Raw genomic sequence first — 25,708 nt, forward strand, 5'->3', positions numbered from 1 at the left:
AGGCTCCGCAAATGTCTCAGGAGATGAGGTCGAAATGGCCGAGGGCCTCGGCATAGGAAAGTGCCGGTCGCGCGACGTCGAAATGAACCGTGCGCATGCCGGCGGCACGGCCGCCATCGACATTGCGCTGCTGGTCGTCAACGAACACACAGGCGCCGGAAGGCAGGCCAAGCGCCTCGGTCACCAAGGCATAGGCGCGCGGATCGGGCTTGAGGATGCCGGTATAAGTGGCGTCGACGATGGTGTCGAACAGCTCGAGCAGCGGCAGCCGCTGACGGAAGCCGGCGCCATAGAACAGATCTAGCTCGTTGGACACGATCGCCAGGCGAAATCCCGCCGCATGCACGGTCCGGATTGCGCGGACGGCTTCGGGCCGCACGATCTTTTCCGGCTCGGCTCCGCGTGCGCGCTGGACGAATGTCTCCATCGCCTGCCAGTCCTCGCCGACGAGCCGGCCGACTTCGCTGGTGCGGGTGCGCCAATAATCGCGCTCGCTGATCTCGTCGGCCTGCATTGAGCGCCACAGCGGATCTGAATCCGGGTCGAACGGCCCGTACCATTGCAGCGTTCCCGGCGCGAGGCCGAGCGCCTGTTCGGTCAAGGCATGGGTCTCGAAAAGGGTCCGGGTGACGACGCCGCCGAAATCGAGGACGAGCGCCTGGGCAGGAACAGCGCTCACGCAGCCACTCCCTTGGCCGGCATGCCGCGCGGGATGATGCCTTCCTCGACCCAGCGGTCGAAGATTTCGAGCGCCTTGCCGACGAACTCGTCGCTGTTAATGTGGGCGTCGATCTCGTGGAACTCGACGCCGGCGGGAATGGTCTTGCGCATCTCATCGGTGAACGCCGCGAGGGCTTCGGGTTCGTACAGCGGCTCGCCCTGCGCATCCCATTCCTGGATGCCGCCGGAGGGCAGGATGAAAGCGGAGCGCCCCTTCGACGCACCGAGCTTGGCGGCGATGGTCCTGGCGACTTCACGGCGGTCGGCGGCATCGACGGTGATCGAGCCGATCAACCTGTTATGAGCATGGAATGGCCGCTGCGCGAACTTTGTCGGCAGCGCCTGCCAGGTCGGCAAATCGACCATGTCCACGGCGCCAGGGGCTGCGATCTGCGGAATGCCGCGGGCGCCGGCATTCTCGAGCCGGTCGGCGCCGGAGCTGACGACCGAGCCGGCAAGATGATTGGTGATCTCCTGCAGGCTGAAGTCGAACACCGCGCAGAAATGGTCCTGGCTGGCGATCGATTCGAAGGCCCGGCCGCCCATCCCGGTGGTGTGAAAGACCGCGACATCATAGCCGCGCTGCTCCAACGCCGGCTTCAGCGTCTTCATATAGCGCAGGCAACTGCTGCCCAGCGAAGTCATGCCGATGGTCGGTCCGACCGCCGGGGCCGAAGCACGGGATGCAAGCACGATCCTCGCCGCACCGACGACCGCGCCGCAGGCCTGGGAAAGGACCAGCTTGCAGATGGTGTTGAGGCCGTAGAGCCCGCCTGCCCACAGGATCATCATCAGGTCGGGCGCGACACGCTCGGGCGGAATGAGATGCGAGTAGGCGATGGTCGAGACGACGAATTTCGGCACGCCGAGCGGCAGGCACAGCGCGACATCGAGCGCCAAATCGGTTCCCATCGAACCACCGATGGCGATGAAAGCGTCGATCTCGCCGCGCTGGTGAAGTTGGCGCACCAGCTGAACGGCGCCGACGGCCATCAATGTCATGGCGGTGTTTTCATCGCCGCTCGAGACGATTTCGGCCATCGTCACGCCAGCGGCCCGCGCAACGGCATGCTTGTCGTGATCGGGACTATAGGCGGGGGCGCCCAGCACGCTGACATCCATCATCACGGCGCGGCCACTGGATGCCTCGATACACGCTTTCATGAACAGCAGTTCGTCGGTCTTGGTGTCGCCCGTGCCGATGACCAGGATGCGGGGCGTCGCCATATCTGCAGACATCAGGCCTGCCTCCTCAGGGTTTGCAGGTTTTCGCCATTGAGGCGCATCGAAATCTCCCGTGCCGCGGTCACAACCGCAAGCCCTCGTTCCACGATCGCAGCCGGTGTCGTCCTGGCCTTCGGGGCTGCCACCGCAATTGTCCCCAGCGCAAGTCCGTCGGCGGCGCGGATTGCAGCCGCGACGCCGATCACGCCGTCCTCATGGCCCTGGTCGCAGATCGAATAGCCGCGGTCGCGCGCCTCGCCGATCGACTTTGAAATGGCGGCCGGCTCGACGAGGGTATGATCGGTGAAGGCCTCAAGCGAACCTGTCAGGCATGCTTTCACGGTCGCGTTGTCGGCGAAGGCGAGATAGGCGATGCCGGAGGCGGTGGAATGCAGCGGCAGAAGCTGGCCGACATCGATGTTCACCCGGTTTGCCCAACTTGAATGCTCGACATGGACGGTGATCAGCCTGTCGACGCCGAATTCCGACAGATGCACCGTCTCGGTTGTCGAACCCGCCAAATCCTGCGCCACGGGAATTGCCGTTTGCAGGAACGGGAAGCAGGCTTCGCGGATACGCGCCAGCCGCGACAGGCCGGCGCCGGGGCGATAGTGCCGCGTGCCGGCATCCTGCTCGACGAAGCCATGGCCGCCCAGCGCCATCNCGCCTTGTCCAAGGCGCACCGCCGCGCGAGATCGGAAAGTCCGAGCTCGGGCTCGTCCGCCGTGAACAGCTCCAGAAGTGAAATCGCCTTGCCGACCGTACCCATCCAGCCTCCCGCTCGGATAGAAACTTAATGTGTGAATTAACTTGACAGGCATCCGCATTCTTTGCAAGTCTATATTCAAAATAAGGGTTCAAATAATGAACCGATGGCATTCAGGGAGCAGGCCGAGCGGCCGCGAACCCACGGGTTCGTAAAACTGGAGGGACAAATGTCAGCAGTTTCGGAACAGGCGCCCGCCAACAGGCTGCGCAAGAACAGTCTTGGCGTCGGCGCTATCACCTTCATGGTGATTTCGGCGGCGGCGCCGCTCACCGCGGTCGCCGGCGGCACGCCGCTCGGCATGCTTATGGGCAATGGGGCGGGCTTTGCCGGAACCTATCTTATCGTGACCGTGTTGCTGCTGCTGTTTGCGGTCGGCTACGTCGCCATGTCGCGCCATGTCGGCAATGCCGGCGCCTTCTATGCCTATGCCGCGCGCGGGCTCGGCGGTTTTGCCGGCGGCGCAACCGCAATCATCGCGATCCTGTCCTACAACGCCATGCAGATCGGGGTCATGGGCCTGCTGGGGGCCGCGACCGCCGGCCTGTTCGCCGGCTGGGGCATCGACCTGCCCTGGTGGGTGTGGAGCTTCATCGCCGTTGCCATCGTCGCGGTGTTGGGCTACCGCCAGGTCGACCTCTCGGCCAAGATCCTGACGGTGCTGGTGCTGTGCGAATACATCGTGGTGCTGGTGTTAGACCTCGCCATCCTCAAGACCGGTGGCGACAGCGGCCTCTCGGCGGCGCCGTTCAGCTGGAGCCAGATCGTCAGCGGCTCGCCCGCCATCGCCATCCTGTTCTGTTTCGCCGCCTTCATCGGTTTCGAGGCGACGACGATCTACGCCGAGGAAGCCCGCGACCCCAAGGTGACCATTCCGCGCGCCACCTATTTCTCCGTGCTGCTGATCGGCGTCTTCTACATGGTCACGGCCTGGCTGATGGCGGTCGGCGCCGGCGTCGACAAATTGTTGCCGGCACTGCAGGCGCTTCAGGATCCGACGACTTTCCTGTTCGGCCTGTCCGACCGCTACGCCGGAACCATGCTGTCGCACGCCATGGGCATCCTGTTCGTGTCGAGCCTGTTTGCCGGCGTGCTGGCGTTCCACAACGCGGTTGCCCGCTACATCTACGTCTCGGGCCGCGAGAAGCTGTTGCCTGAAGCGATCGGCGTGACGCATTCAGTGCACCAGAGCCCGCATGTCGCTTCCGTCATCCAGAGCGTGTTGGCAGCGATCGTCATCGGACTGTTCGCGATACTCGGCCTCGATCCGGTTCTGGCGCTGTTTTCCTGGCTGACCAATGTCGCGACGCTGGGAGTCATCGTCATGATGGCGGTGGCCTCGCTCGCCGTGGTGATGTACTTCCGCGCCAACCCGTCGACGCAGGAGAATGCGCTGAAGACCACCATCCTGCCTGGGCTGGCCTTCATCGCTTTCGTCGTCATCATCTACCTGATCGTCATTAATTTCGGTGGCCTGTCGGGCGCCAGCGGCTTCCTCGGCGCGTTGCTGCCGGGGTTGGTGCTGATTGCCGCGGTGGTCGGCCTGCTGCTTGCCGGTGCGTTGAAGAGCCGGGATCCGGTTGCCTTCGAAAATCTCGGCGTGCCGCTGAAGGACTAGGACAAAGGACAAGGGGGTAGCGCGTTCGGCGCCGCCCCTTTCCATCGCAAGGGAGTAACGGCGTTGAGCTTTGCCGAGAGCATCACCGTTGAGGCGCTGGAAGCCGATCCGTATCCGATCTATGCGAAACTGCGGCGCAGCGCGCCTGTCGCTTTCGTGCCGGCGGTCAATCTCTGGTTCGTCACCCGCTGGAAGGACGTCGAGACCGTCGCAAAGTCACCCGACATCTTCTCCGCCGTCGTCGGTACGTCTCCGGTCGAACGCTCGTTCGGCAAGCCGACCATCCTGACCACCGACGGCGAAACGCATAGACAGCTGCGCCAAGGCGTCGATCCGAAATACCGGCCGCGCACCGTCGCCGCCTATGCCGGCGATCTCGTACGGTCGATTGCCGAACCTTTTCTCGACCGGATCGCCGAACAAGGCTCCGCCGAGCTGATGGCGGATTATTTCGAGCCGGTGTCGACGCTCAGCCTGGCGCGCTCGCTTGGCCTTGCCGACATCGACATGCCGACGCTGCGCCGCTGGTTCTATGGCCTTGCGCAGGGCGCCATCAATTTCGAGAACGACCCGAAGCGGCAAGAGATCGCCGACGCGATCAGCGCCGAGGTCGGCGCAGCCATCCGGCCGACTCTGGATAGACTTGCGCGCGCCCCCGACGGCTCGGCGCTGTCGCATATGCTGCATGACGGCATGCCGGAAGGCACGACGCGGCCGATCGATTTCTTGATGCCGAGCATCAAGGTCATTCTGCTTGGCGGCATGCAGGAGCCCGGACATGGTGCCGGTTCGATCCTCGCCGGCCTGCTTGCGCATCCCGAACAATTGCGGCAGGTGCTCGCCGATCCCGAGACCTTTGTGCCCAGGGCTGTCGATGAAGGCTTGCGCTGGGTGGCGCCGATCGGAACCCAGACGCGGCAGACGACGCAGGCGGTCGAGCTTGGCGGCGTAACCATCCCTGCCGGCGCCGCGGTCGCTGCACTTGTCTCCTCGGCAAGCCGCGACGAGAGCCGCTTTGCCGATTCAGACCGCTTCGACATCAACCGCAGGGAAGGCAATCATGCCGCCTTCGGCTTTGGTCATCATTTCTGTTCGGGCCGGTTTTTCGCGCGCGAGCAGATGTGCCTTGCATTAAGGCTGCTGCTCCTGCGCTTCCCCGATCTCAGTCTGGTGCCGGGCAAGGTGCCGGTGTTTCGCGGCTGGGAATTCCGCGCGCCAACCACGTTGTATGTTTCCCTGGGAGTCCGCCACCAATGATCAGCCAGAATGCCATCGACGCGCTGCGCAAGACGGAGATCGGCGAGCGGGGCTTGTTTATCGACGGCGTACAGGCCGTAGCGACGAGCGGCGCGACGCTGGCGGTGATTTCGCCGATCGACGGCCGCCCTTTTGCCAGCATCGCTGACGGCAATGCCGCTGACATCGATCGCGCGGTCCGATCGGCGCGAAAAGCATTCGAGAAGGGTTCATGGTCGCGCGCCGCCCCTGCCTTTCGCAAGAAGGTGCTGACGAAATTTGCCGAGCTGATCGAAAAACATGTCGATGAGCTGGCCGTGCTTGGCGTGCGCGACAACGGCACCGAGATCGGCATGGCCTACAAGGCCGAGCCGCTGTCGGCGGCCGGCACCATCCGCTACTACGCCGAGGCGATCGACAAGGTCTATGGCGAGATCGCGCCGACGGCCGACAATGTGCTCGGGCTGATCCACAGGGAGCCACTCGGTGTCGTCGGCGTCATCGTGCCGTGGAACTTCCCGCTGATGATCGGTGCCTGGAAGATTGCGCCCGCACTGGCCACCGGCAACAGCGTCGTCGTCAAGCCGCCGGAGATCGCCTCGCTGACCTTGCTGCGGCTGGCCGAACTCGCAAGCGAGGCTGGACTTCCCGAAGGCGTGTTCAACGTCGTTACCGGTCATGGTGCTGTCGCCGGCGAAGCGATTGGCCTCCATATGGATGTCGACGCCATCGCCTTTACCGGATCGGGGCCGGTCGGCCGGCGGCTGCTCGAATACTCCGCCCGTTCCAATTTGAAGCGGGTCTTCCTCGAGCTTGGCGGCAAGTCGCCCAACATCGTCTTTGCCGACGCTCCGGACCTGAAGCAGGCGGCGGTCGTCTCGGCCAACGGGATCTTTCGCAATTCAGGCCAGGTCTGCGTGGCGGGCTCGCGTCTGCTCGTCCAGTCGTCGGTCTATGATCTTTTCATGGACGAACTTGTCTCGGCAACCACGCGGCTCAAGGTCGGCGACCCGCTCGATCTCGCCAGCGATATCGGTGCGGTATCGAGCGCCGAACAGCTGGACAAGAATCTCGGCTTCGTCGCCATGGCGCAAGCCGAAGGCGCCCGTCTCGTCGCCGGCGGCGAACGGATACTGACCGAGACCGGCGGCAGCTACATGGCGCCGACGATCTTCGAGAACGTGACGCAAGAGATGCAGTTGGCGCGCGAGGAGGTGTTCGGACCGGTGCTCGGCGTGATGCGCTTCGAGACCGAGGAGGAGGCGGTGCATCTGGCCAACTCCACTGTCTACGGACTTGCCTCGGCGGTGTGGACCGCCAATCTTTCCACGGCCCATCGCATGGTGCGCGCCATCAACGCCGGTGTCGTCCACGTCAACACCTATGGCGGAGCCGATATCACCGTGCCGCTTGGCGGCGTCAAACAGTCCGGTTTCGGCCGTGACAAGTCGCTGCATGCGCTGGAGAAATTTGTTGACCTCAAGACCGCCTGGATTGCGCTCTGAGCCTCGCGGAAAGGCCAGCATATCTGCTCTTTTCGTCAAGCTTGGCCTCAGAACGCCACGCTGGTGCTGGTTGGCGGCGATCGCGTCGTCGCAATCGGCAGCTCGACTAGCGTGGTGTCGCGGGTCCAGGCTTTGCGCGGAAAGCCGTGTTGCGACCGGCGGGTATCACAGCGTCCTACTCCGTTGTGCCGGCTTTTTTTCTGCGCCGATTGGTGTGCGACTGCGCGACGGCCATTCGCAATTCAGGTGTGATCTCCAAAGGCGCATTCTCTGTCCCATGCGGGTCTTGCAGCCCCTGGACGTGGACGGTCGGGAATGGGAGTTCGATGCCCTGCTCCTTGAAGGCTTGGCGGAGGCGCAAAAAGAACCTGCCTTTCATGCTGAAGGCGCCTCCAGGTCTGGTCGTGACCTTGACCCTCAAGACGATGCCGTACTCGCCGAACTCCTGCACCCCCTGCATCTTGATCGGTTCGATCACCCAGTGTTTGAACTCCGGATCTTCCGCCAGTTCCAGGCCAATTCGCTTGATCAGTTTGCGAGCAAAGTCGATGTCGGTGTCATAGCCAACGGTGATGTTGAATTTGTCGGTGACCCAGTCACGGCTCTGGTTCTGCACGGCGCCGAGTTCGCCGAAAGGTATCGTGAACAGCGGACCACGATGGTGGCGCAGCTTCACCGAGCGCAGCGAAAAGCTCTCCACCGTACCCCTGTAGCTGCCCGATGAAATGTATTCGCCGACACGGAAAGCATCGTCGAGCAGATAAAACACGCCAGAGATCACGTCCTTGACGATGGTTTGCGCGCCAAAACCCACGGCGACGCCGACGACGCCGGCGCCGGCGATCAGCGGGCCGATCTGGATGCCGATCGAAGCGAGCATCATCAGCACCGCCATCACGATGATCACTGCTAGCAGAATGTTCTGGATGATCGGCAACAGCGTGTGCAGCCGCGCCTGATGCGGATCGAGGGTGAGGATGTCTTCTTCGCTCACCACCGCTTGCGGTATCGCGACGCCCAGCTTTCGTTCGATCAAGGCTTTGATGATCGACCAGCCGAAATCGGCAGCAAGGGCAATGACCACGACGTTGATCAAGCCGCGCAATATGAGCATGGTGGTCGTATCGCTGCCGCGCATGGATTGCATGTCCAGGCCCAGTACGCGTGCGAGAAGGTAAGCCGCCGCGAGGATGAAAATCATCCGGATACCGCGATCGATGACAGCGATCGTCACCGCCGGGATCGTCGGCCGGCCGGCATCTTCCGAACCGGGCCGCAGGACGAAATTAACCCCGCGCTCTGTCAGCACAATTGCCAAAGGCAGGAAGAATGCGGTGAAGGTAAACCAGAAGAATGTGTAGAGGCCGGCAATGCGTTCGAGGAACAGAACGACGAAGTAAGCCGTCAACAACCATGTCACTGCCGTGTGACCGCTGTGGCGCGCGCCGTCTCGCTGCGTTCTTGGCCGACGCCAAATGGCCAGCAGGAAGAGCAACAGCAGGATGAAATCGGCGCCCACCGACAGGACCATCATTCCGTCCTGGTCTATGCCGAGACCCGGCAAGAGGACAAACGCGGCGGCGAAGAAGGCGAAAACGCCGACGATCCGGGGCAGCCAATAAGCCCAATGGTCAGCAGCTCCGTTGGTGATCGGCAGGGCACGAACCTCGATGGCGTGCTCGACCTCCATGAAAGAAGGGACGAGCGTGGCCATCACGTATAGGCGCACAGCCCACGTAAAGACCGCAGCCATCAGAAATGTCAGCACAATCTCGCGGATGAGCGCTGGCCAGTCGAACAGCATGAACGCACCGGCGCTGCCCAGCGCGAACGAGCCGATCATCATGCTGGAATAAAGCGTGCGGCCGCCGATCTTCTTGGCCCGCCCGATGGGCGTATCTCTGGGTTGCGCGATGATCCAAAGACGAAATGGACGGGTGAGCTTGTATATTGCCCAGGTGAGCGCCAGGCCGGCAGCGATAAAGATCGCAATCAGCACCAATATGCTGACGGGGCCCTTGCTGGACATATCGTCCATGGTATTGGCCCGGACGCGCGCGAACTGGTCCGGCAGCGAAGGCAAGGTTCGCACGATCTTTTCGATGTGATGCTTGATCCGATCGAGCGTCGAGGATGCCATAGTATTCATCTGGCCCGGTGCGGCCACGGCGTCGGCCGGCGGAGCGCTAGTCTCGGCAGGCGCTTCCGTCGATCCTGCGCCCTGATTTCGTTGCTCGGCCACCCAGGCCTTCACCGACGGATCGTCGAGAAGCTCGAACAGCTGTTTGACCTTGTCGGGCGTGACGGCGGCCGGTGCCTGGGCCTGTGCCGGACCAGCCAACAGGAGGGCGATGCCAAGGACGAGCGGCCCGGCTATCAGGACGAACATCGCCGTCAGGTTCCCGGGACGCCGTGCTGGGCGCGCCGGCTCCCTGGCCCCCAATCGTCGTTTCATGAGCAGCATCGTGCGGTAACCTTCCGGTCAGATCGGCGAGCAAGGACAGCTATGTCCGTCGTTGCCCCCACCTTTAACAAGCCGATGTTGCGGTGCAAGTCTCATCGCACCTAGACCGTTGGGTAGGGCACCAGGCGACCGGCAAGGCTGTCATCACCAGTGCCAGCGTTGCGCTGCATTCCTTGTCCCGACCACCTAGACCGGGTCATTGTCGGTCGTCGGTTGCTCCGCGGCGGGAGCCTGTGACCATGCCGCATTGCACAATTTTGCGACCTTGCCCACAATGCGCGCATGGTCCGCAGCTCACTCGCCGTCCTGGTCATCGACGAAAACCGTATCCGCGCCGCGATCATCGAGGCAGGTTTGCGCGAGGCCGGCCATGAGCGGGTCACCGTCATCCACGACGTGACCGGCATTGCGCGGCGGATCGCCGAGATCGAGCCGGACGTCATCGTCATCGACCTGGAAAACCCGAACCGCGACATGCTGGAAAACATGTTCCAGCTGTCGCGTGCGGTGAAGCGGCCGATCGCCATGTTCGTCGACCGATCGGACCAGGCATCGATCGAAGCGGCGGTCGATGCCGGCGTTTCGGCCTATGTGGTCGACGGCCTCAGGCAAGAGCGCGTCAAGCCGATCCTGGACATGGCGGTCAGCCGCTTCAACGCTTTCTCGCGCATGGCGCGCGAGCTGGAAGAGGTTCGAGGGGAGCTTGAGAGCCGCAAGGTGATCGACCGTGCCAAGGGCATCCTGATGAAGTCGCGCGGCCTGACCGAAGAGGCCGCCTACACGCTGCTGCGCAAGACGGCGATGAACCAGAACCGCAAGATCGGCGACATTGCCCAGAGCCTGGTGACTGCCGCCGGGCTGCTCGGGCCGTCGGAGGACGAATGAGCATGAGCGCCGAGCACCAGATCACCGCCGGCTTCATGCCGCTCTTCGACAGTGCCGTGCTGGTTGCGGCGGGTGAGCTTGGATTTGCCGCACGCGAGGGCATCGATCTCACACTGCACCGCGAGACCTCCTGGGCCAACATCCGCGACCGCATCGCCATCGGCCATTTCCACCTGGCGCACATGCTGGGGCCGATGCCGCTCGCCTGCAATCTCGGGCTGACGCCGCTTGCTTCCGAGACCATCGTGCCGTTTTCGCTCGGGCTTGGCGGCAATTGCGTCACCATCTCCAACGCTGTCTGGGAAGGCATGGCGGCACACGGCGCCATACCCGATCTCGAGCCCGCGCGCGCGGGCGCAGCCCTCGGTGCCTTCATTCGCGACCGCGCCGGGGCTGGCGGCGATCCGCTGCGCTTTGCCGTGGTGCACCCGCATTCGGGGCATAATTACGAACTGCGCTACTGGCTTGCCGGGTGCGGCATCGATCCGGAGCGCGAGATCGAGATCGTCATCGTGCCACCGCCCTTCATGGCCGATGCGCTGGTCGCCGGGCGGATCGACGGCTACTGCGTCGGCGAGCCCTGGAACAGCGCCTCGGTCGCCGCCGGCACCGGCCATATCGTCACCATCAAGGCGCTGCTGTGGCGCAACAGTCCGGAGAAGGTGATCGGCGTGCGCAAGGCCTGGTCGCAGGAGAACCCGGTCGCGCTGGCAGCATTGCTGCGCGCGCTGCATCATTCGGCGCGCTGGTGCCAGGATCCGGGCAACCACGCCGAACTGGCTGGTGTGATGGCTCAAGCTGGCTTCCTCGGCCTGCCACCAGCTGTCCAGATGCCGATCCTGACCGGCCATCTTGAACTGGGCGGCGGCGCCGAACTGGATGTCGACGACTTCTTCCTGCCCTTCGACAAGGCGGCGAACTTTCCGTGGAAGAGCCATGCGCTGTGGTTCTATACGCAGATGGTGCGCTGGGGGCATGTCGAGCACACGCCGGAAAACCTTGCTATCGCCCGTGACTGCTACCGTCCGGACCTCTACCGCTCGGCGCTAAAGCCGCTTGGCGTTGCACTTCCCGGCGCCAATGCGAAGGTCGAGGGCGCGCTTAAGGTCGCCACGGCTGTCGGTGCGACTGGGGCAGGCTTGGTGCTTGGGCCGGACGGCTTCTTCGACGGTCAGACCTTCGACCCCGACGAGATCGACGGCTATATAGCGCGCCAGAAAGTCGCTCGCGCGGAAGCCTGATCATTCTCGCGCCATTCTTGTGCATTGCACAAAAAATGTGCGTGCGATTGCTGTAATGAACAATCTTTGACCTGCTTGCGATGTCGCCTCGCGTGCCGGCGTCTGGCGCGTAATGTTGATTTCATTTAGGTTTTTCGTTTCACTCAGAACTGGCACGGTTCCTGCTTTGAATTAGCCAGGCCCTTCCCGGGTCACGGAACAGGCGTCCAATGGCGGGCGCCACAGGCAAAGCTGCCGCTCAGGTCAACGACGCGATCCCGGATGTACGGACGCGCGAGGCCTGGACGGCGGCTTTTTTGTTTTGGGCCACTCGACGAAGCGTTCAACCGGAGATCACGATGAAAGAAAAAATAGGGAAATGGATCGGGACGGGAACATCGCTCAAGGATGTGACGCGCCGCGATTTTCTTGTCAGCAGCGCCATGACGGCCGGCCTGTTCGTGGCGGCCCGCAAGCTCTTCCCCTCGGGCGCCTATGCCGCCACGACCGCTCCGGAGGTCACCGGCGCCAAGCTCGGCTTCATCGCGCTGACCGACGCGGCGCCGCTGATGATCGCCAAGGAGAAGGGGCTGTTCGCCAAGTTCGGCATGCCCGACGTCGAGGTGCTCAAGCAGGCCTCCTGGGGCGCGACGCGCGACAATCTGATGCTCGGCGGCGAAGCCAACGGCATCGACGGCGCTCACATCCTGACGCCGCTGCCCTATCTCATGCACATCGGCAAGGTGACGCAGAACAACCAGCCGATGCCGATGGCTATCGTGGCGCGGCTCAACTACGACTGCCAGGGCATTTCGGTTGCGCAGGAATACGCCGGCACCGGTGTCGGCCTCGACGCCTCCAAGCTGAAGGACGCCTTCGCCGCCAAGAAAGCGGCCGGCAAGGAAATCAAGGCCGCCATGACGTTCCCGGGCGGGACCCATGATTTGTGGCTCCGTTACTGGCTGGCCGCCGGCGGCATCGATCCCGACAAGGACGTCTCGACCATTGTCGTGCCGCCGCCGCAGATGGTCGCCAACATGAAAGTCGGCAACATGGACGTGTTCTGCGTTGGCGAACCGTGGAACGAACAGCTCGTCCACCAGGGCGTTGGTTTCACCGCCGCCACCACCGGCGAACTGTGGAAGGGTCATCCCGAAAAGGCGCTCGGCCTCCGCGCCGAATTCATCGACAAATACCCGAACGCCACCAAGGCGATCGTGATGGCCGTCATGGAGGCCCAGCAATGGTGCGAGGCCACGGAGAACAAGGACGAGATGGCCGCCATCATCGGCAAGCGGCAATGGATGAACGTGCCTGTCGCCGACATTATCGGCCGCCTCAAGGGCGACATCAACTACGGCAACGGCCGCGTGGCCACCGGCACTGACCTCTATATGAAATTCTGGAAGGGTGGCGTCTCCTATCCCTACAAGAGCCACGACAGCTGGTTCCTCGCCGAAAACATCCGTTGGGGAAAATTCGCGCCGACCACCGACATCAAGACGCTGGTCGATCAGGTCAATCGCGAGGATATCTGGCGCGAGGCGGCGAAGGATCTCGGCGTTGCCGCAGCCGATATTCCGGCCTCGTCGTCGCGCGGCGTCGAGACCTTCTTCGACGGCAAGATTTTCGACCCGGCCAACCCGTCGGCCTATCTCGACAGCCTGAAGATCAAGGCATCGGCTTGACCAGCGCAAACGGCGCGTTGCGCCGTTTGTCGCCCCAGCGCAACGGCGCTTCGCCGTTGTCGCCCGCATCGACCCCGGAGTTATTGTCAGACATGTCCATCCAAGCCATTGAGGAAACCACGGTGAAGGCGTTCCCCGCGAAGCCTGCCGCGGTCATCGCTTTCACCGCCAGCGCGCGGCGCCGCTTCGACCCGATCGCGATCGCCGGCAGGCTGGCCACCGCGCTGGTGCCGCCGGTCATCGTTATCGCCTTCATGCTGGTCGTGTGGCAGATCGCCTGCTCGTCGCCGACCGCCAGCCTGCCGCCGCCCAGCCAGGTGTGGAACGAGGCCTATGACCTGATCGCGCATCCGTTCTTCAACAACGGCCCGCAGGATATCGGCCTTGCGTGGCGGGTGCTGATCTCTCTGCAGCGCGTCGCCATCGGCTTCGGCCTGGCGGCGATCGTCGGCGTCGCGCTCGGCGCCCTGGTCGGCCAGTCGATCTGGGCCATGCGTGGCCTCGATCCGGTGTTCCAGATACTGCGCACCGTGCCGCCGCTGGCCTGGTTGCCGCTGTCGCTGGCTGCTTTCCGCGATTCCAGCCCGTCGGCGCTGTTCGTTATCTTCATCACCTCGATCTGGCCGATCATCATCAACACCGCCGTCGGCGTGCGCAACATTCCCGAAGACTACCGCAACGTCTCGCGCATCCTGCGGCTCAACCAGTTCGAATTTTTCGTCAAGATCATGGTTCCGGCGGCTGCACCTTACATCTTCACCGGCTTAAGGATCGGCATCGGCCTGTCCTGGCTCGCCATCGTCGCCGCCGAAATGCTGACCGGCGGCGTCGGCATCGGCTTCTTCATCTGGGACGCCTGGAACTCGTCGCGGCTGCCCGACATCATCGTCGCGCTCGCCTATATCGGCGTCACCGGCTTCTGCCTCGACCGCCTGGTCGCGGCAGTCGGCTCTTTCGTCACCCGCGGCACAACGGCAAAGTGAGGAGAAGGGCGATGACGGCCTATCTGAAGCTCGACCATATCGACAAATCCTTTGCCCGCGGCGGTCAGGTCAGCGAGGTGCTCAAGGACATCAGGCTGACCATCGACAAGGGCGAATTCGTCTCCATCATCGGCCATTCCGGCTGTGGCAAGTCGACCTTGCTCAATCTGATCGCCGGGCTGACCAAGGTTTCCGCCGGCGCCGTGCTGCTCGAAAACAAGGAGGTCGACAGCCCCGGACCCGAGCGCGCCGTGGTGTTTCAGAACCACAGCCTGCTGCCATGGCTCACCGTCTACGAAAACATCAGCCTGGCGGTATCGAAAGTCTTTGGTCGTTCCAAGAGCAGGACCGAACGGCATGACTGGATCATGCGCAATCTCGATCTCGTGCAGATGGCCCATGCCAAGGACAAGCGGCCGGCCGAGATATCGGGCGGCATGAAGCAGCGCGTCGGCATTGCCCGGGCGCTTGCCATGGAGCCGAAGATCCTGTTGCTCGACGAGCCGTTCGGAGCGCTCGACGCGCTGACGCGCGCCCATCTGCAGGATGCGGTGATGGACATCCATTCCCGGCTTGGCTCGACGACGATCATGATCACCCACGATGTCGACGAGGCGGTGCTGTTGTCCGACCGCATCGTCATGATGACCAACGGTCCAGCGGCGACCATCGGCGAGGTGCTGGCGGTGCCGCTGGCGCGGCCGCGTCGCCGAGTCGAACTCTCTTCCGACCGCACCTTTTTGCGCTGCCGCGAAGCGGTGCTGAAGTTCCTCTATGAACGTCATCGCTTCGTCGAAGCCGCGGAGTAACGCCATGACCGAAAAACTCGTCATCATCGGCAACGGCATGGCCCCTGGGCGCATGCTGGAGCATCTGCTCGAACAGGCGCCGGGCCGCTACACCGTGACCATCTTCAACGCCGAGCCGCGGGTGAACTACGACCGCATCATGCTGTCGCCGGTTCTCTCCGGCGAAAAGGCCTATGAGGAAATCATCATCCACGGCGACGGCTGGTACATCGCCAACAACATCACCCTCTACAAGGGTCACAAGATCGTCGCCATCGACCGGGCGGCCAGGACCGTCACCTCCGACCACGGCGTCACCGAGCCTTACGACAAGCTCGTCATCGCCACCGGATCGGTGCCCTTTATCATTCCGGTGCCCGGCCATGATCTGCCGGGGGTGCTGACCTATCGCGACCTCGACGATGTTCAGGCCATGATGCTTGCCGCCCAGTCGCGCGCCAAGGCCGTGGTCATCGGCGGCGGCCTGCTCGGGCTGGAGGCGGCAGCAGGTTTGAACGCCCAAGGCATGGACGTCACCGTGCTGCATGTCATGCCGACATTGATGGAGCGTCAGCTCGATCCAGCCGCCGGCTATCTCCTGCAGCGCGCGGTGGAACAGCGCGGCATCAAGGTCATCACCAAGGCCAACACCCAGGCGATCACCGGCAACGGCAAGGTCGGGCAGGTGGAGCTTGCCGACGGCACTATTATCCCGGCAACGCTGGTGGTGATGGCGGTCGGCATCCGGCCGAATGCGGCGCTGGCCAGGGAGGCCGGCATAGCCGTCAATCGTGGTATCGTCGTCGATGCCGGCATGCGCAGCAACGACCCCGACATCTACGCGCTCGGCGAATGCGCCGAGGTCAACGGCCAGGTCTACGGGCTGGTCGCGCCGCTCTACGAGATGGCGCGCGTTGCCGCGAACCAGTTGGCCGGCAACGAGGCAGCGGCCTTCGTCCACATGGACACGCCGACCAAGCTCAAGGTCACCGGCATCGACCTGTTCTCGCTTGGCGACTTCGCCGAAGGCGAGGACCGCCAGGAGATCGTGCTGCGCGATGCCGCCGCCGGCGTCTACAAGCGCCTTGTGCTCAAGGACGACCGCATCATCGGCACCGTGCTTTATGGCGAGACGGCGGATGGGGCCTGGTTCAACGATCTCAAGAAGAAGCAGACCGACATATCGGAGATGCGCGACACGCTCATCTTCGGCCAGTCCTACCAGGGGGGTGCCCCGCTGGACCCTATGGCGGCCGTTGCAGCCTTGCCGGATGATGCGGAAATCTGCGGCTGCAACGGCGTTTGCAAGGGAAAGATCACCGGCGCGATCACGGCCAAGGGCCTGGCTTCGCTCGACGACGTGCGCGCCCACACCAAGGCATCGGCTTCCTGCGGTTCGTGCACCGGGCTGGTCGAGAAGCTGATGGTGCTGACCATCGGCGACAAATACAACCCGGCCGCCGTGCAACCGATGTGCGGCTGCACCACGCTCGGCCATGACGAGGTGCGCCGGCTGATCATCGCCAAGAGCCTGAAGACCATTCCCGCCGTCATGCAGGAGCTGGAATGGACGACCTCCTGCGGCTGCGCAAAATGTCGGCCGGCGCTCAACTACTACCTCGTCTGCGACTGGCCGAACGATTACGCCGACGACTATCAGTCGCGCTTCATCAACGAACGCGTCCACGCCAACATCCAGAAGGACGGCACCTATTCGGTGGTGCCGCGCATGTGGGGCGGCGTCACCAACGCCGCCGAACTGCGCGCCATCGCCGACGTCGTCGACAAGTTCGAGATACCGATGGTCAAGGTCACCGGCGGCCAGCGCATCGACATGCTGGGCATCCGCAAGGAGGATCTGCCGGCGGTGTGGGCCGATCTCGGCCAGGCCGGCTTCGTCTCAGGCCATGCTTACGCCAAGGGCCTGCGCACGGTGAAGACCTGTGTCGGCTCCGACTGGTGCCGCTTCGGCACGCAGGATTCGACCGGCCTCGGCATTCGCATCGAGAAATTCATGTGGGGCTCGTGGACCCCGGCCAAGGTCAAAATGGCGGTGTCGGGCTGTCCGCGCAACTGCGCCGAGGCGACCTGCAAGGATGTCGGCGTGATCTGTGTCGACAGTGGCTACGAGATCCATTTCGCCGGCGCCGCCGGCCTCGACATCAAGGGCACCGAAGTGCTTGGCCTGGTCAAGACCGAGGACGAGGCGCTGGAGCATATCGTGGCGCTGACGCAGATGTATCGCGAGCAGGGCCGCTATCTCGAGCGCATCTACAAATGGGCCAAGCGCATCGGCATCCCCGAGATCAAGCGCCAGATCATGGACGACGGTGCAAAGCGCAAGGCCTATTACGAGCGCTTCGTCTTCAGCCAGAAATTCGCCCAGGTCGACCCGTGGTCGGAACGCGTCTCCGGCAAGGACAAGCACGAGTTCCGGCCAATGGCTTCTGTCGGGTTTGCGCAGGCGGCGGAGTGATCAAAATGGACTGGATATCGATCGGCTCACTCTCCGACATCCCGCGGCGTGGCGCGCGCTGCGTCGACACACCCGAGGGCAAGATCGCCGTCTTCCGCACGCAGGACGATCAGGTCTATGCCATCGACGATCATTGCCCGCACAGAGGTGGGCCGCTGAGCCAAGGCATCGTCCACGGCACCGCCGTCACCTGTCCCTTGCACAATTGGGTCATCTCGCTGGAGACGGGCAAGGCGCTCGGCGCCGACGAGGGCGCCGTGCGCACCATTCCTGTGCGGATCGAGGGCGAGCTCCTGTTCATTGCGCTGAAAGCGCTGGCCAGCCGCGCGGCCTGAAGCATGGAACTGGGCGAAGCGCGCGAGGTGAGGACCACCTGCCCCTATTGCGGGGTGGGTTGCGGCGTGCTGGCGAAAGTCGCCGCGGACGGTGAAGTCAGCGTCCGCGGCGACCCCGACCATCCAGCGAACTTCGGCCGGCTCTGCTCCAAGGGCTCGGCCCTGGCCGAAACCATCGACCTCGACGGCAGGCTGCTCTACCCCGAAATCCACGGTCGCCGTGCCGGCTGGGACGAGGCGCTCGACCGCGTCGCTTCGACCTTTTCGCAAACCATCGCCGAGCACGGTCCTGACTCCGTCGCCTTCTATGTCTCCGGCCAGTTGCTGACCGAAGACTACTATGTCGCCAACAAGCTGATGAAGGGCTTCATCGGCTCGGCCAACATCGACACCAATTCGCGGCTATGCATGGCCTCCTCGGTTGCCGGCCACCGCCGCGCCTTCGGCTCCGACACCGTGCCCGGCACCTACGAGGATCTCGAGCTCGCCGACCTGATCGTGCTGGTCGGCTCCAATCTCGCCTGGTGCCATCCCGTGCTCTTCCAGCGCATCGCGGCGGCCCGGGAAAAACGACCGGAGATGAAGGTCGTGCTGGTCGACCCGCGCCGCACCATGACCGCTGATATCGCCGACATTCACCTGGCGATCGCGCCGGATGGCGACGTTGCTTTGTTCACTGGTCTGCTCGCCTGGCTCGGCCAGCACAACGCACTCGACCGCGGCTATGTGACCGCACACACGACCGGCTTCGGCCAAGCTCTCTTCGCCGCATCGGCGCTCGACCTTGCCGGCATTGCCGCCGCCACCGGCCTGAGCGAGGACGAGCTCACCCGCTTCTACAACCTGTTCGCCGCGACTGCGAAAACCGTCACTGTCTACAGCCAGGGAGTGAACCAGTCGTCTTCGGGCACCGACAAGGTCAACGCCATCATCAACTGCCATCTCGCCACCGGCCGCATCGGCAAACCTGGGGCAGGACCGTTTTCAGTGACCGGCCAGCCCAACGCCATGGGCGGCCGCGAGGTCGGCGGCATGGCCAATATGCTGGCCGCCCATATGGAGATCGAAAACCCCGAGCACCGTGACCGCGTGCAGCGTTTCTGGAATGCGCCGGCCGTCGCCCCAAAGCCCGGTCTGAAGGCGGTCGAGATGTTTCAGGCGATCGCCGCCGGCCGCATCAAGGCATTGTGGATCATGGCCACCAACCCGGTCGACTCGATGCCGGATGCCGATGCCGTCGAGGCGGCGATCAAGGCCTGCCCGTTTGTCGTGGTTTCGGATGTGCTGGCGAGCACGGACACCGTGCGTCACGCCCATGTGCGGCTACCCGCCGCCGCCTGGGGCGAGAAGGACGGCACCGTGACCAATTCAGAGCGCCGCATCTCGCGCCAGCGCAGCTTTCTTGCGGTGCCCGGCGAGGCGCGGCCGGATTGGCAGATCATTGCCGAGGTGGGCAAGCGGATGGGGTTTGGCGAGGCGTTTGCGCATGTGACGCCGGCGGAGGTTTTCGCCGAACACGCCGCGCTGTCGGGTTTCGAGAATGACGGCGCGCGGGATTTCGATATCGGCGCTTATGGTGCGATCGATGCCGACGCCTATGAAGAATTGGCTCCGTTCCAGTGGCCGGCGCCGAGCACAGCCACCCCCCTCTGGCCTGCCGGCCATCTCCCCCGCAAGGGGGGAGATCAGCCGTCGCCTCGGCCTTCGCCAATTACCAACGATGCAGAAGATATGCCGGCGTCAAAGCTGCCAATCTCCCCCCTTGCGGGGGAGATGTCCGGCAGGACAGAGGGGGGTGTTCAAGCGGGACTTGACCCTTCCAGCACCCGCTTCTTCGCCAACGGCAATTTCTACAATCCCGACCGCAAGGCCCGCTTCATCGCCATTCGTCCCATCGTCGAGACACGCACCAGCCCGGACTATCCGCTTATCCTCAACACCGGCCGTGTTCGCGACCATTGGCACACGATGACCCGCACTGGGAAAAGCCCACGTCTCTCCCAGCACATGGCCGAGCCCTTCGTCGAGATCCACCCCGCGGATGCCACGCATCACGGCATTGGCGACGCCGACATCGTGCGCGTCTCCAGCCCGCGCGGCGATGTGCTGGTGCGCGCGCTGGTGACGGCACGCCAGCGCCAGGGCAGCGTGTTTGCGCCGATGCACTGGACTGACCAGTTTTCGGCAAAAGGCCGGCTCGACACGCTGACCGCGCCTCTGACCGATCCGGTTTCCGGTCAGCCTGCGCTGAAACATGTCGGCGCCCGCATCGAGAAGTTCGCCGCGAGAGCCTTCGGCTTCGCCGTGGTGCGCCGCAAGCCGGTGGCGGTCGCAGCAGATTACTGGGCCATGGCCAAATGCAAGGGCGGCTGGCGGGTGGAGCTTGCCTTTGCTGACGACGACATCGACTGGGCTGGTTTTGCTGGTTCGCTTTTCGATGTTCCCGTAGCCGATACGCTCGCTTATCACGACCGCGATACCGGCCAGCATCGTATTGCTGCCTTCGACGACCAGCACCTCGCCGGGGCTTTGTTTATCGCGTCGGGACCGGTGGCGGTTTCGCGGGGTTGGGCGGCACAGCAACTCCAGGAGGTTCACACCAGCCAACGCGAACGCTTCAGGATCGTCGCCGGTCGCGCCGGCGCCGATCGGCCCGATGCGGGCGCGACCGTCTGCTCCTGTTTCAGCGTCGGGGTCAACCAGATCGCGGCGGCAGTGGCAGCCGGGTGCGCGACAGTCGAAGCCATAGGCGGCGCCCTGAAGGCCGGCACCAATTGCGGCTCCTGCCGGTCCGAGATCCGGGCGGTCATCCAGGCCAATCGGGTTCAGGCTGCGGAGTAGATGCGGCTGGATGGGGAGGGGATCTGACTATATCCTCTTGGGCCACCACGGTCATCGATTGCGGAAGGTGTGGCGGTCCTTTTCGGGTCGCTGTGAGCGCGCCGGCAGGAGGATCACCTGGCTTGGCTGTCTAATCCAGCCGGTCGCGCAGGATGCTCCAGGGGAGCAGCATATTCGGTGCATAGCGCACGAGGTTGTGCAGCGGGATCGGCGCTGGCGGTGCGAAGGGGAGCGGCAGAAATCGGGCGTCCGTTCCGCTCGCCCAGTCCGCCAGCACTTTGCCCATTGCCGTGGTCATGGCGATGCCGCGACCGTTGCAGGCGAAGCCGGCGATCAGGCCCGGGCCGAGGTCGATGAGACGCGGCAGGAAATCCGGCACCACCGCCGCCACGCCTGTCCAGCTGTAGGCAAGCGGCGGCAGGTCAGGCAAATCGAGATGCCTGGCGAGCCGTCGCCAAATCGTTTGCGGCATGCGCGTCTCAGCGCCGGCTCCGACGACATGCATGCCGCCGCTGATCAGCCGGTTCTGGCCATCGAAGCGGCACGTGAACAGGTTGCGCCTGGTGTCGCCAACGCCCTGGCCGCCGGGCAGCAGGCGCGCGCGTATGGCCCGCGACAGCGGCGCAGTGGCGATCTGGAAGACTTTCAGCGGGATATAGGTCCGCGCCAGTGTCCGGTTCAGTGCCCCGCCATAGGCGTTGGTGGCGATCACCACCTTGCCCGCACGCACGGCGCCGGATGCGGTCGTCAAGGTCCAGCCATCCGCAGCGCGGTCGATGGAAGCGACGCGCGTCTGCTCGAAGATCCGCGCGCCGGCTTTTTCGGCGGCATCGGCCAGGCCGCGCGCATACTCGACCGGATTGAGGACGCCGCCCGAGTTATCCATCCAACCGCCGGCGTAGCCGCCGATACCGGTGAGCGTCGTGACCGCCTTGGCATCGAGCGTTACGGTCGGCCTGCCCCGCGCCGCCCATTGCTCGGCGCGCGATCGCGTCTTTTCCAGCGCGGCGGACGAATGCGCCGGCTGGATCCAACCATTCTGCACAGCGTCGCATTCGATGCCATGCCGCTTGATCAGGCCGAAGACCAGGTCAGCGCTTCCCGCGGCGAAATCGATCAGCCTCCCGCCGCGCTCGGGTCCGAGTTCGGTGATGATGTCGTCTGGATCCCGCTTGGCAAAGTTCGGAACGACGAAGCCGGCATTCCGGCCGGTCGCACCACAGGCAATGAATTCGGCTTCGAGGACCGCGACCGAAAGCCCCTTCTCGGCGGCATGCAATGCCGTCGACAGGCCGGAAAAGCCGCCGCCAACGATTGCGAGATCGACGTCGAGCCCGCCTTGCAGCGTGCCCCGGTCGCGGCGGTTGCGGCTGACGGCATGCCAGAGTGAAACGCCATGCACGTCTTGCCGGATCATGGCATTCATGGTCCGGCCTCGTTCTCGCTGGCCGCCGCCTTTGTCTGTTTGCCGGGCTTCGGCCGGCGCGGCCGGTCGCCGAACAATCCGTTCGGCCGGATCAGCAGGATGACGCAGAGCATGACGCCGATGGCGACGATCTGCAGCGAGGCCGCGCGTGCTTGCTGCTCGGGCGCAAACAGCACGCTGGTCAGCGTGCCCGACCCCGCCCATATCGCCCAGACCAGGATGCTGCCGGCAATGGCGCCGGCATTGCTGCCCGAGCCGCCGACGATCAGCATCACCCAGACCTGGAAGGTCAGGATCGGCAGATAGTTATCGGGCGCGATGAAGCCGGTGAAATGCGCCTGCAAAGCGCCGGCCAGCGCCATGATGGCGCCGCCGACGGCAAAGGCCTGGACGCGGTAGAAGCGCGCGCTCTTGCCCAGCGAAATCGCCGCTCGCTCGTCCTCGCGCAGCGCCTTGAGCACGCGGCCCCAGGGGCTGCGCGACAGGTGCTCCAGAGCGAGATAGGCGATCAGCGTCACAGCCGAAACGACGGCGAGGTTCGACACGTTGAACAACAGCGGCGTTTCGGCAAGGCCGCCGAACGGGCGCGGGATGAAACCGATGCCGAACGGGCCGCCCGTGAGTTTTTGCGCGTTGAGCGCGACCAGCTGCACGACGACGGCGACGCCGAAGGTGGTGATCGCCAGGTAGTCTGATCGCAGACGCAGCGTGGCCATGCCGGTAATTGCTGCGGCGATACCGCCGACGATCATGGCGCCCGCCCAGCCGGCCAGGATCGGCAGACCGAAGCCGCCGAAGCGCGCGGCATCGTCCGGGGTCGTGAGCAGCGCCGATGTATAGGCGCCGATGGCGACGAAACCGGCAAGACCGACATTGAAAAGGCCAGTCAGCCCCCACTGCAGATTGAGCCCCAGTGTGACCAGCGAAAAGATCAGTGCGGTGGTCAGGAAGAAGGCGCCGTAGCCGAGCAGGTCCATCAGCGTTCCCTCACACCAAACAGGCCGATCGGCCGCACGAACAGCACCGCCATCAGGATGATGAAGGAGATTGCGGCGCGCCATTCGGCGCCGATCAGCTGCACCGCACCGGCTTCGGCAAGGCCAATGATCAGGCCGCCGAGCACGGCGCCCGGTATGCTGCCGATGCCGCCCAGGATGGCGGCGGCGAACATCGGTAGCAGCATGTCGAAGCCCATGAACGGGCGGATCTGCACCAGAATGCCGATCATCACGCCGGCCACACAGGCCAGCGCCCCGCCGATGATCCAGGTGACGCGCACCACGGAGGCAACATCGATGCCGACGATGCGGGCCAGGGCCGCATTCTGGCTCAGCGCCTGCATGGAGCGGCCGGTCTGCGTGCGTGTCATCAACAGATGCACGCCGAGCACCAGCACTGCGGTCAGCAGCAGCAGCGCGATCTGATCGGGCGTGATGCGGATGCCGAAGCCGACCGGCATGGCGATCTGGATCGCCCGGCTGAAATAGGTCGGGCGTGAGCTGAAGGTGAATTCGAGCAGGCTGCGCAGCGCCATCGAGGCGCCGAAGCTCGCCATCACCACGATGATGGCTTGCCCCTGCGAGCGCAGCCGCGAAAACAGCACCTTGTCGAGCAACAGCGCCAGCAGGGCGGTGAAAGTCATGCCGACAACCAGCGCAACCAGCAGCGACCAGCCGAAGGACAGCGGTCCAATGGGCTCCACCTTGCCGAACATCGCGCCGATGGTGCTGACGACGGCGAGCGTCGCATAGGTGCCCCAGGCCATGAAGTCGCCATGGGAGAAGTTCGAGAAGCGCAGGATCGAATAGGTGAGCGTCACGCCAATGGCGCCGAGGCCGATCATCGAACCGGTCAGCAACCCATCGACGACAAATTGCAGGCTCATGCCGCGCCTCCCTTGCCGGCGTGAGGGCGTTGGCCGAGATAGAGTTCGGCGACGACAGGATCGTTCCACAATTCGGACGCCACACCCTCGTGCCGGTCCTTGCCTTCGACCAGCACATAGGCGCGGTCGCCGATGGCCAGCGCTGCCTTGGCGTTCTGTTCGACCAGCAGGATGGTGACGCCGGACCTGCGGATGCCGGCCAGCATCTCGAACACCATCGATACGAATTTCGGCGAGAGGCCGGCCGATGGCTCGTCGAGCAGCAGCACCTTGGGATGGACGATCAGCGCACGTGCGACGGCGAGCATCTGCCGCTGTCCGCCCGACAGATTGCCGGCGGCGGTGCGGCGCTGGCGGACGAGGTCGGGGAAGGCCGCATACATTTCCTCGATGCGGGCAGGGATTTCGCGTCGCTCGAGGATGCCGCAGGCGACCTTCAGATTGTCCTCGACCGACATCAGCGGGAAGATGTTCTCCGTCTGCGGTACGAAGGCCAGGCCGAGCCGAACCATGGTGTGCGCGGGAGCGGCGGTGATGTCCTTGCCGTCCAGAAATACGGTGCCGCCGGTGATCGGGACAAGGCCGGCGATCGCCTTGATGAAGCTCGACTTGCCGGCGCCGTTGGGACCGAGCACGACGACGATCTCGCCCTTGCCGACGGTGATCGAGGCGCCGCGCACGATCGGCACGCCAAGCTCATAGCCGGCTTCGAGGTTGCGCACGTCGAGGACGGTCTCGTTCATGTGGCGCCCCCGAGATAAGCCTCGATGACGCGCGGGTCGCGGGCGACTTCCTCTGCCGTGCCTTCGCTGAGCAACTGGCCGCTCGCCATGACCAGCACGCGGTGGCAGAGCCGCGTCACCATGTCGATATTGTGCTCGATCAGCAGAAAGGTGATGCCGTGCGCGTTGATGTCGCGGATGCGGTCGATGATGATCTCGAGCAGCGTCGCGTTGACGCCGGCGGCCGGTTCGTCGAGCAGGATGATCGCCGGATCGGCCATCATGACGCGGGCGAGTTCGAGCAGCTTGCGCTGGCCGCCGGAAAGCACGCGTGCCGGCTCGTGCGCGAGATGGGTGAGAGTGACCAACTCCAGCAGCTCGAGTGCCTTTGCCCTGGCTGCTCTTTCCTGTGCCGCCACTCGCCACGGCGTGACGAAGTTGGCGAGCAATTTTTCGCCGGCTTGGCCCTGCGCCGCCAGCATGATGTTTTCGATCAGCGTCAGATTGGGCAGGGGGCGCGGGATCTGGAAGGTGCGGCCAAGACCACGGCCGATACGCAGATGAGCGGCTTCGCCGGAGACGCGCGTGCCATTGAGCAGGATATCGCCGCTGGTTGGCAATATGCTGCCCGCCAACAGATCGAACATCGTCGTCTTGCCGGCGCCATTCGGCCCGATCAGGCCGAGGATTTCGCCCGCTTTGACATCAAACGAGACATCGTTGACGGCGACAAGGCCGCCAAAACGCCTGACGACGTTTCGTGCCGTCAGAACTGGCGCACGGGTCTCCTGCCCTTGGCGCTCCGCTGCATCGCTCATCAAACCCTCTGGCCGAAGACGATCGTTGTCGCCTCCTGATTTTTGATTTGTGATCACACTTGCTTTGATCACGCTATTCGGCTTTAATTTCATTCGCAAGCCGAAAAC

At 64.1% G+C, this 25,708-nt stretch carries 20 protein-coding genes and 1 pseudogene; 11 read left to right on the plus strand and 10 right to left on the minus strand.

The window, feature by feature from the left end; genetic code table 11:
- Positions 1 to 16: 16 nt before the first annotated feature.
- The 4 genes and pseudogenes from X757_RS151350 to X757_RS1000000168930 form a co-directional block, all read right to left on the minus strand.
- Positions 17 to 679: an HAD family hydrolase gene (locus X757_RS151350; RefSeq protein ID WP_023726267.1), complete on the minus strand. Its 663-nt coding sequence runs from the start codon at positions 677 to 679 to the stop codon at positions 17 to 19.
- Complete coding sequence (locus tag X757_RS151345; RefSeq protein WP_023740567.1) at positions 676 to 1,959, minus strand: Tm-1-like ATP-binding domain-containing protein; 1,284 nt, start codon at positions 1,957 to 1,959, stop codon at positions 676 to 678. The genes X757_RS151350 and X757_RS151345 overlap by 4 nt, the downstream gene beginning before the upstream one ends.
- On the minus strand, positions 1,959 to 2,606 hold the full coding sequence (locus X757_RS15970) for an IclR family transcriptional regulator (RefSeq protein ID WP_023726269.1): 648 nt from the start codon (positions 2,604 to 2,606) through the stop codon (positions 1,959 to 1,961). The genes X757_RS151345 and X757_RS15970 overlap by 1 nt, the downstream gene beginning before the upstream one ends.
- Positions 2,607 to 2,653: 47 nt before the next feature.
- Positions 2,654 to 2,713: pseudogene (locus X757_RS1000000168930) on the minus strand (hypothetical protein); the annotation flags it as partial.
- Between the two features lie 166 nt (positions 2,714 to 2,879).
- On the opposite strand from X757_RS1000000168930, the gene X757_RS151340 reads away from it, so the two are divergent.
- From X757_RS151340 to X757_RS151330, 3 genes are all read left to right on the plus strand, one after another.
- Complete coding sequence (locus tag X757_RS151340) at positions 2,880 to 4,328, plus strand: APC family permease (protein WP_023726270.1); 1,449 nt, start codon at positions 2,880 to 2,882, stop codon at positions 4,326 to 4,328.
- Positions 4,329 to 4,391: 63 nt separating this feature from the next.
- Positions 4,392 to 5,585, plus strand: coding sequence for a cytochrome P450 (locus tag X757_RS151335; protein ID WP_023726271.1), 1,194 nt, complete (start codon positions 4,392 to 4,394; stop codon positions 5,583 to 5,585).
- The gene (locus X757_RS151330) at positions 5,582 to 7,069 is read left to right on the plus strand and encodes an aldehyde dehydrogenase (protein WP_023726272.1); all 1,488 of its coding nucleotides are present in this window, start codon (positions 5,582 to 5,584) and stop codon (positions 7,067 to 7,069) included. Before X757_RS151335 ends, X757_RS151330 begins: the two co-directional genes overlap by 4 nt.
- Before the next feature lie 175 nt (positions 7,070 to 7,244).
- Here X757_RS151330 and X757_RS151325 read toward each other — a convergent pair whose 3' ends face one another.
- Positions 7,245 to 9,533 carry a mechanosensitive ion channel family protein gene (locus X757_RS151325; protein WP_245275061.1) on the minus strand — a complete coding sequence of 763 codons (2,289 nt, stop codon included), beginning with the start codon at positions 9,531 to 9,533 and terminating at the stop codon, positions 7,245 to 7,247.
- A gap of 282 nt (positions 9,534 to 9,815) precedes the next feature.
- Between X757_RS151325 and X757_RS151320 the strand changes: the two genes are divergently transcribed.
- The 8 genes from X757_RS151320 to X757_RS151285 all read left to right on the plus strand — a co-directional run bounded on the left by X757_RS151320 (position 9,816) and on the right by X757_RS151285 (position 20,749).
- Positions 9,816 to 10,418, plus strand: a complete 603-nt coding sequence (locus X757_RS151320) for an ANTAR domain-containing response regulator (RefSeq protein WP_023667842.1) — start codon at positions 9,816 to 9,818, stop codon at positions 10,416 to 10,418.
- 2 nt (positions 10,419 to 10,420) lie between these two features.
- Positions 10,421 to 11,659, plus strand: coding sequence for a CmpA/NrtA family ABC transporter substrate-binding protein (locus X757_RS151315; RefSeq protein ID WP_027050164.1), 1,239 nt, complete (start codon positions 10,421 to 10,423; stop codon positions 11,657 to 11,659).
- Between the two features lie 338 nt (positions 11,660 to 11,997).
- On the plus strand, positions 11,998 to 13,326 hold the full coding sequence (locus X757_RS151310; protein ID WP_031196724.1) for a CmpA/NrtA family ABC transporter substrate-binding protein: 1,329 nt from the start codon (positions 11,998 to 12,000) through the stop codon (positions 13,324 to 13,326).
- A 92-nt stretch (positions 13,327 to 13,418) separates the two neighbouring features.
- The gene (gene ntrB / locus X757_RS151305) at positions 13,419 to 14,309 is read left to right on the plus strand and encodes a nitrate ABC transporter permease (RefSeq protein ID WP_023726276.1); all 891 of its coding nucleotides are present in this window, start codon (positions 13,419 to 13,421) and stop codon (positions 14,307 to 14,309) included.
- 11 nt (positions 14,310 to 14,320) lie between these two features.
- Entirely contained in the window at positions 14,321 to 15,118 is a 798-nt protein-coding gene (locus X757_RS151300; protein ID WP_023682696.1) for an ABC transporter ATP-binding protein, read from the plus strand.
- 4 nt (positions 15,119 to 15,122) lie between these two features.
- Entirely contained in the window at positions 15,123 to 17,573 is a 2,451-nt protein-coding gene (gene nirB / locus X757_RS151295; RefSeq protein ID WP_023726277.1) for a nitrite reductase large subunit NirB, read from the plus strand.
- Positions 17,574 to 17,578: 5 nt separating this feature from the next.
- Positions 17,579 to 17,908 carry a nitrite reductase small subunit NirD gene (nirD, locus tag X757_RS151290; protein WP_023686954.1) on the plus strand — a complete coding sequence of 110 codons (330 nt, stop codon included), beginning with the start codon at positions 17,579 to 17,581 and terminating at the stop codon, positions 17,906 to 17,908.
- Between the two features lie 3 nt (positions 17,909 to 17,911).
- Complete coding sequence (locus X757_RS151285; RefSeq protein WP_023726278.1) at positions 17,912 to 20,749, plus strand: nitrate reductase; 2,838 nt, start codon at positions 17,912 to 17,914, stop codon at positions 20,747 to 20,749.
- Between the two features lie 130 nt (positions 20,750 to 20,879).
- On the opposite strand, the gene X757_RS151280 is transcribed toward X757_RS151285, so the two are convergent.
- Genes X757_RS151280 through X757_RS151260 form a run of 5 tightly spaced genes read right to left on the minus strand, consistent with a single transcriptional unit; the run spans position 20,880 to position 25,600 of the window.
- Entirely contained in the window at positions 20,880 to 22,175 is a 1,296-nt protein-coding gene (locus tag X757_RS151280) for an FAD-binding oxidoreductase (RefSeq protein ID WP_023686956.1), read from the minus strand.
- Entirely contained in the window at positions 22,172 to 23,155 is a 984-nt protein-coding gene (locus X757_RS151275) for a branched-chain amino acid ABC transporter permease (protein ID WP_023686957.1), read from the minus strand. Before X757_RS151275 ends, X757_RS151280 begins: the two co-directional genes overlap by 4 nt.
- Complete coding sequence (locus tag X757_RS151270) at positions 23,152 to 24,060, minus strand: branched-chain amino acid ABC transporter permease (RefSeq protein WP_023682690.1); 909 nt, start codon at positions 24,058 to 24,060, stop codon at positions 23,152 to 23,154. The genes X757_RS151275 and X757_RS151270 overlap by 4 nt, the downstream gene beginning before the upstream one ends.
- The gene (locus tag X757_RS151265) at positions 24,057 to 24,803 is read right to left on the minus strand and encodes an ABC transporter ATP-binding protein (protein WP_023667854.1); all 747 of its coding nucleotides are present in this window, start codon (positions 24,801 to 24,803) and stop codon (positions 24,057 to 24,059) included. Before X757_RS151265 ends, X757_RS151270 begins: the two co-directional genes overlap by 4 nt.
- A complete protein-coding gene (locus tag X757_RS151260; RefSeq protein WP_023726280.1) occupies positions 24,800 to 25,600 on the minus strand; it encodes an ABC transporter ATP-binding protein in 801 nt (266 codons plus the stop codon). The genes X757_RS151265 and X757_RS151260 overlap by 4 nt, the downstream gene beginning before the upstream one ends.
- Positions 25,601 to 25,708: the final 108 nt, after the last annotated feature.

The organism is Mesorhizobium sp. LSHC412B00 (assembly GCF_000503035.1).
In the GTDB taxonomy this organism is placed as follows: Bacteria; Pseudomonadota; Alphaproteobacteria; order Rhizobiales; family Rhizobiaceae; genus Mesorhizobium.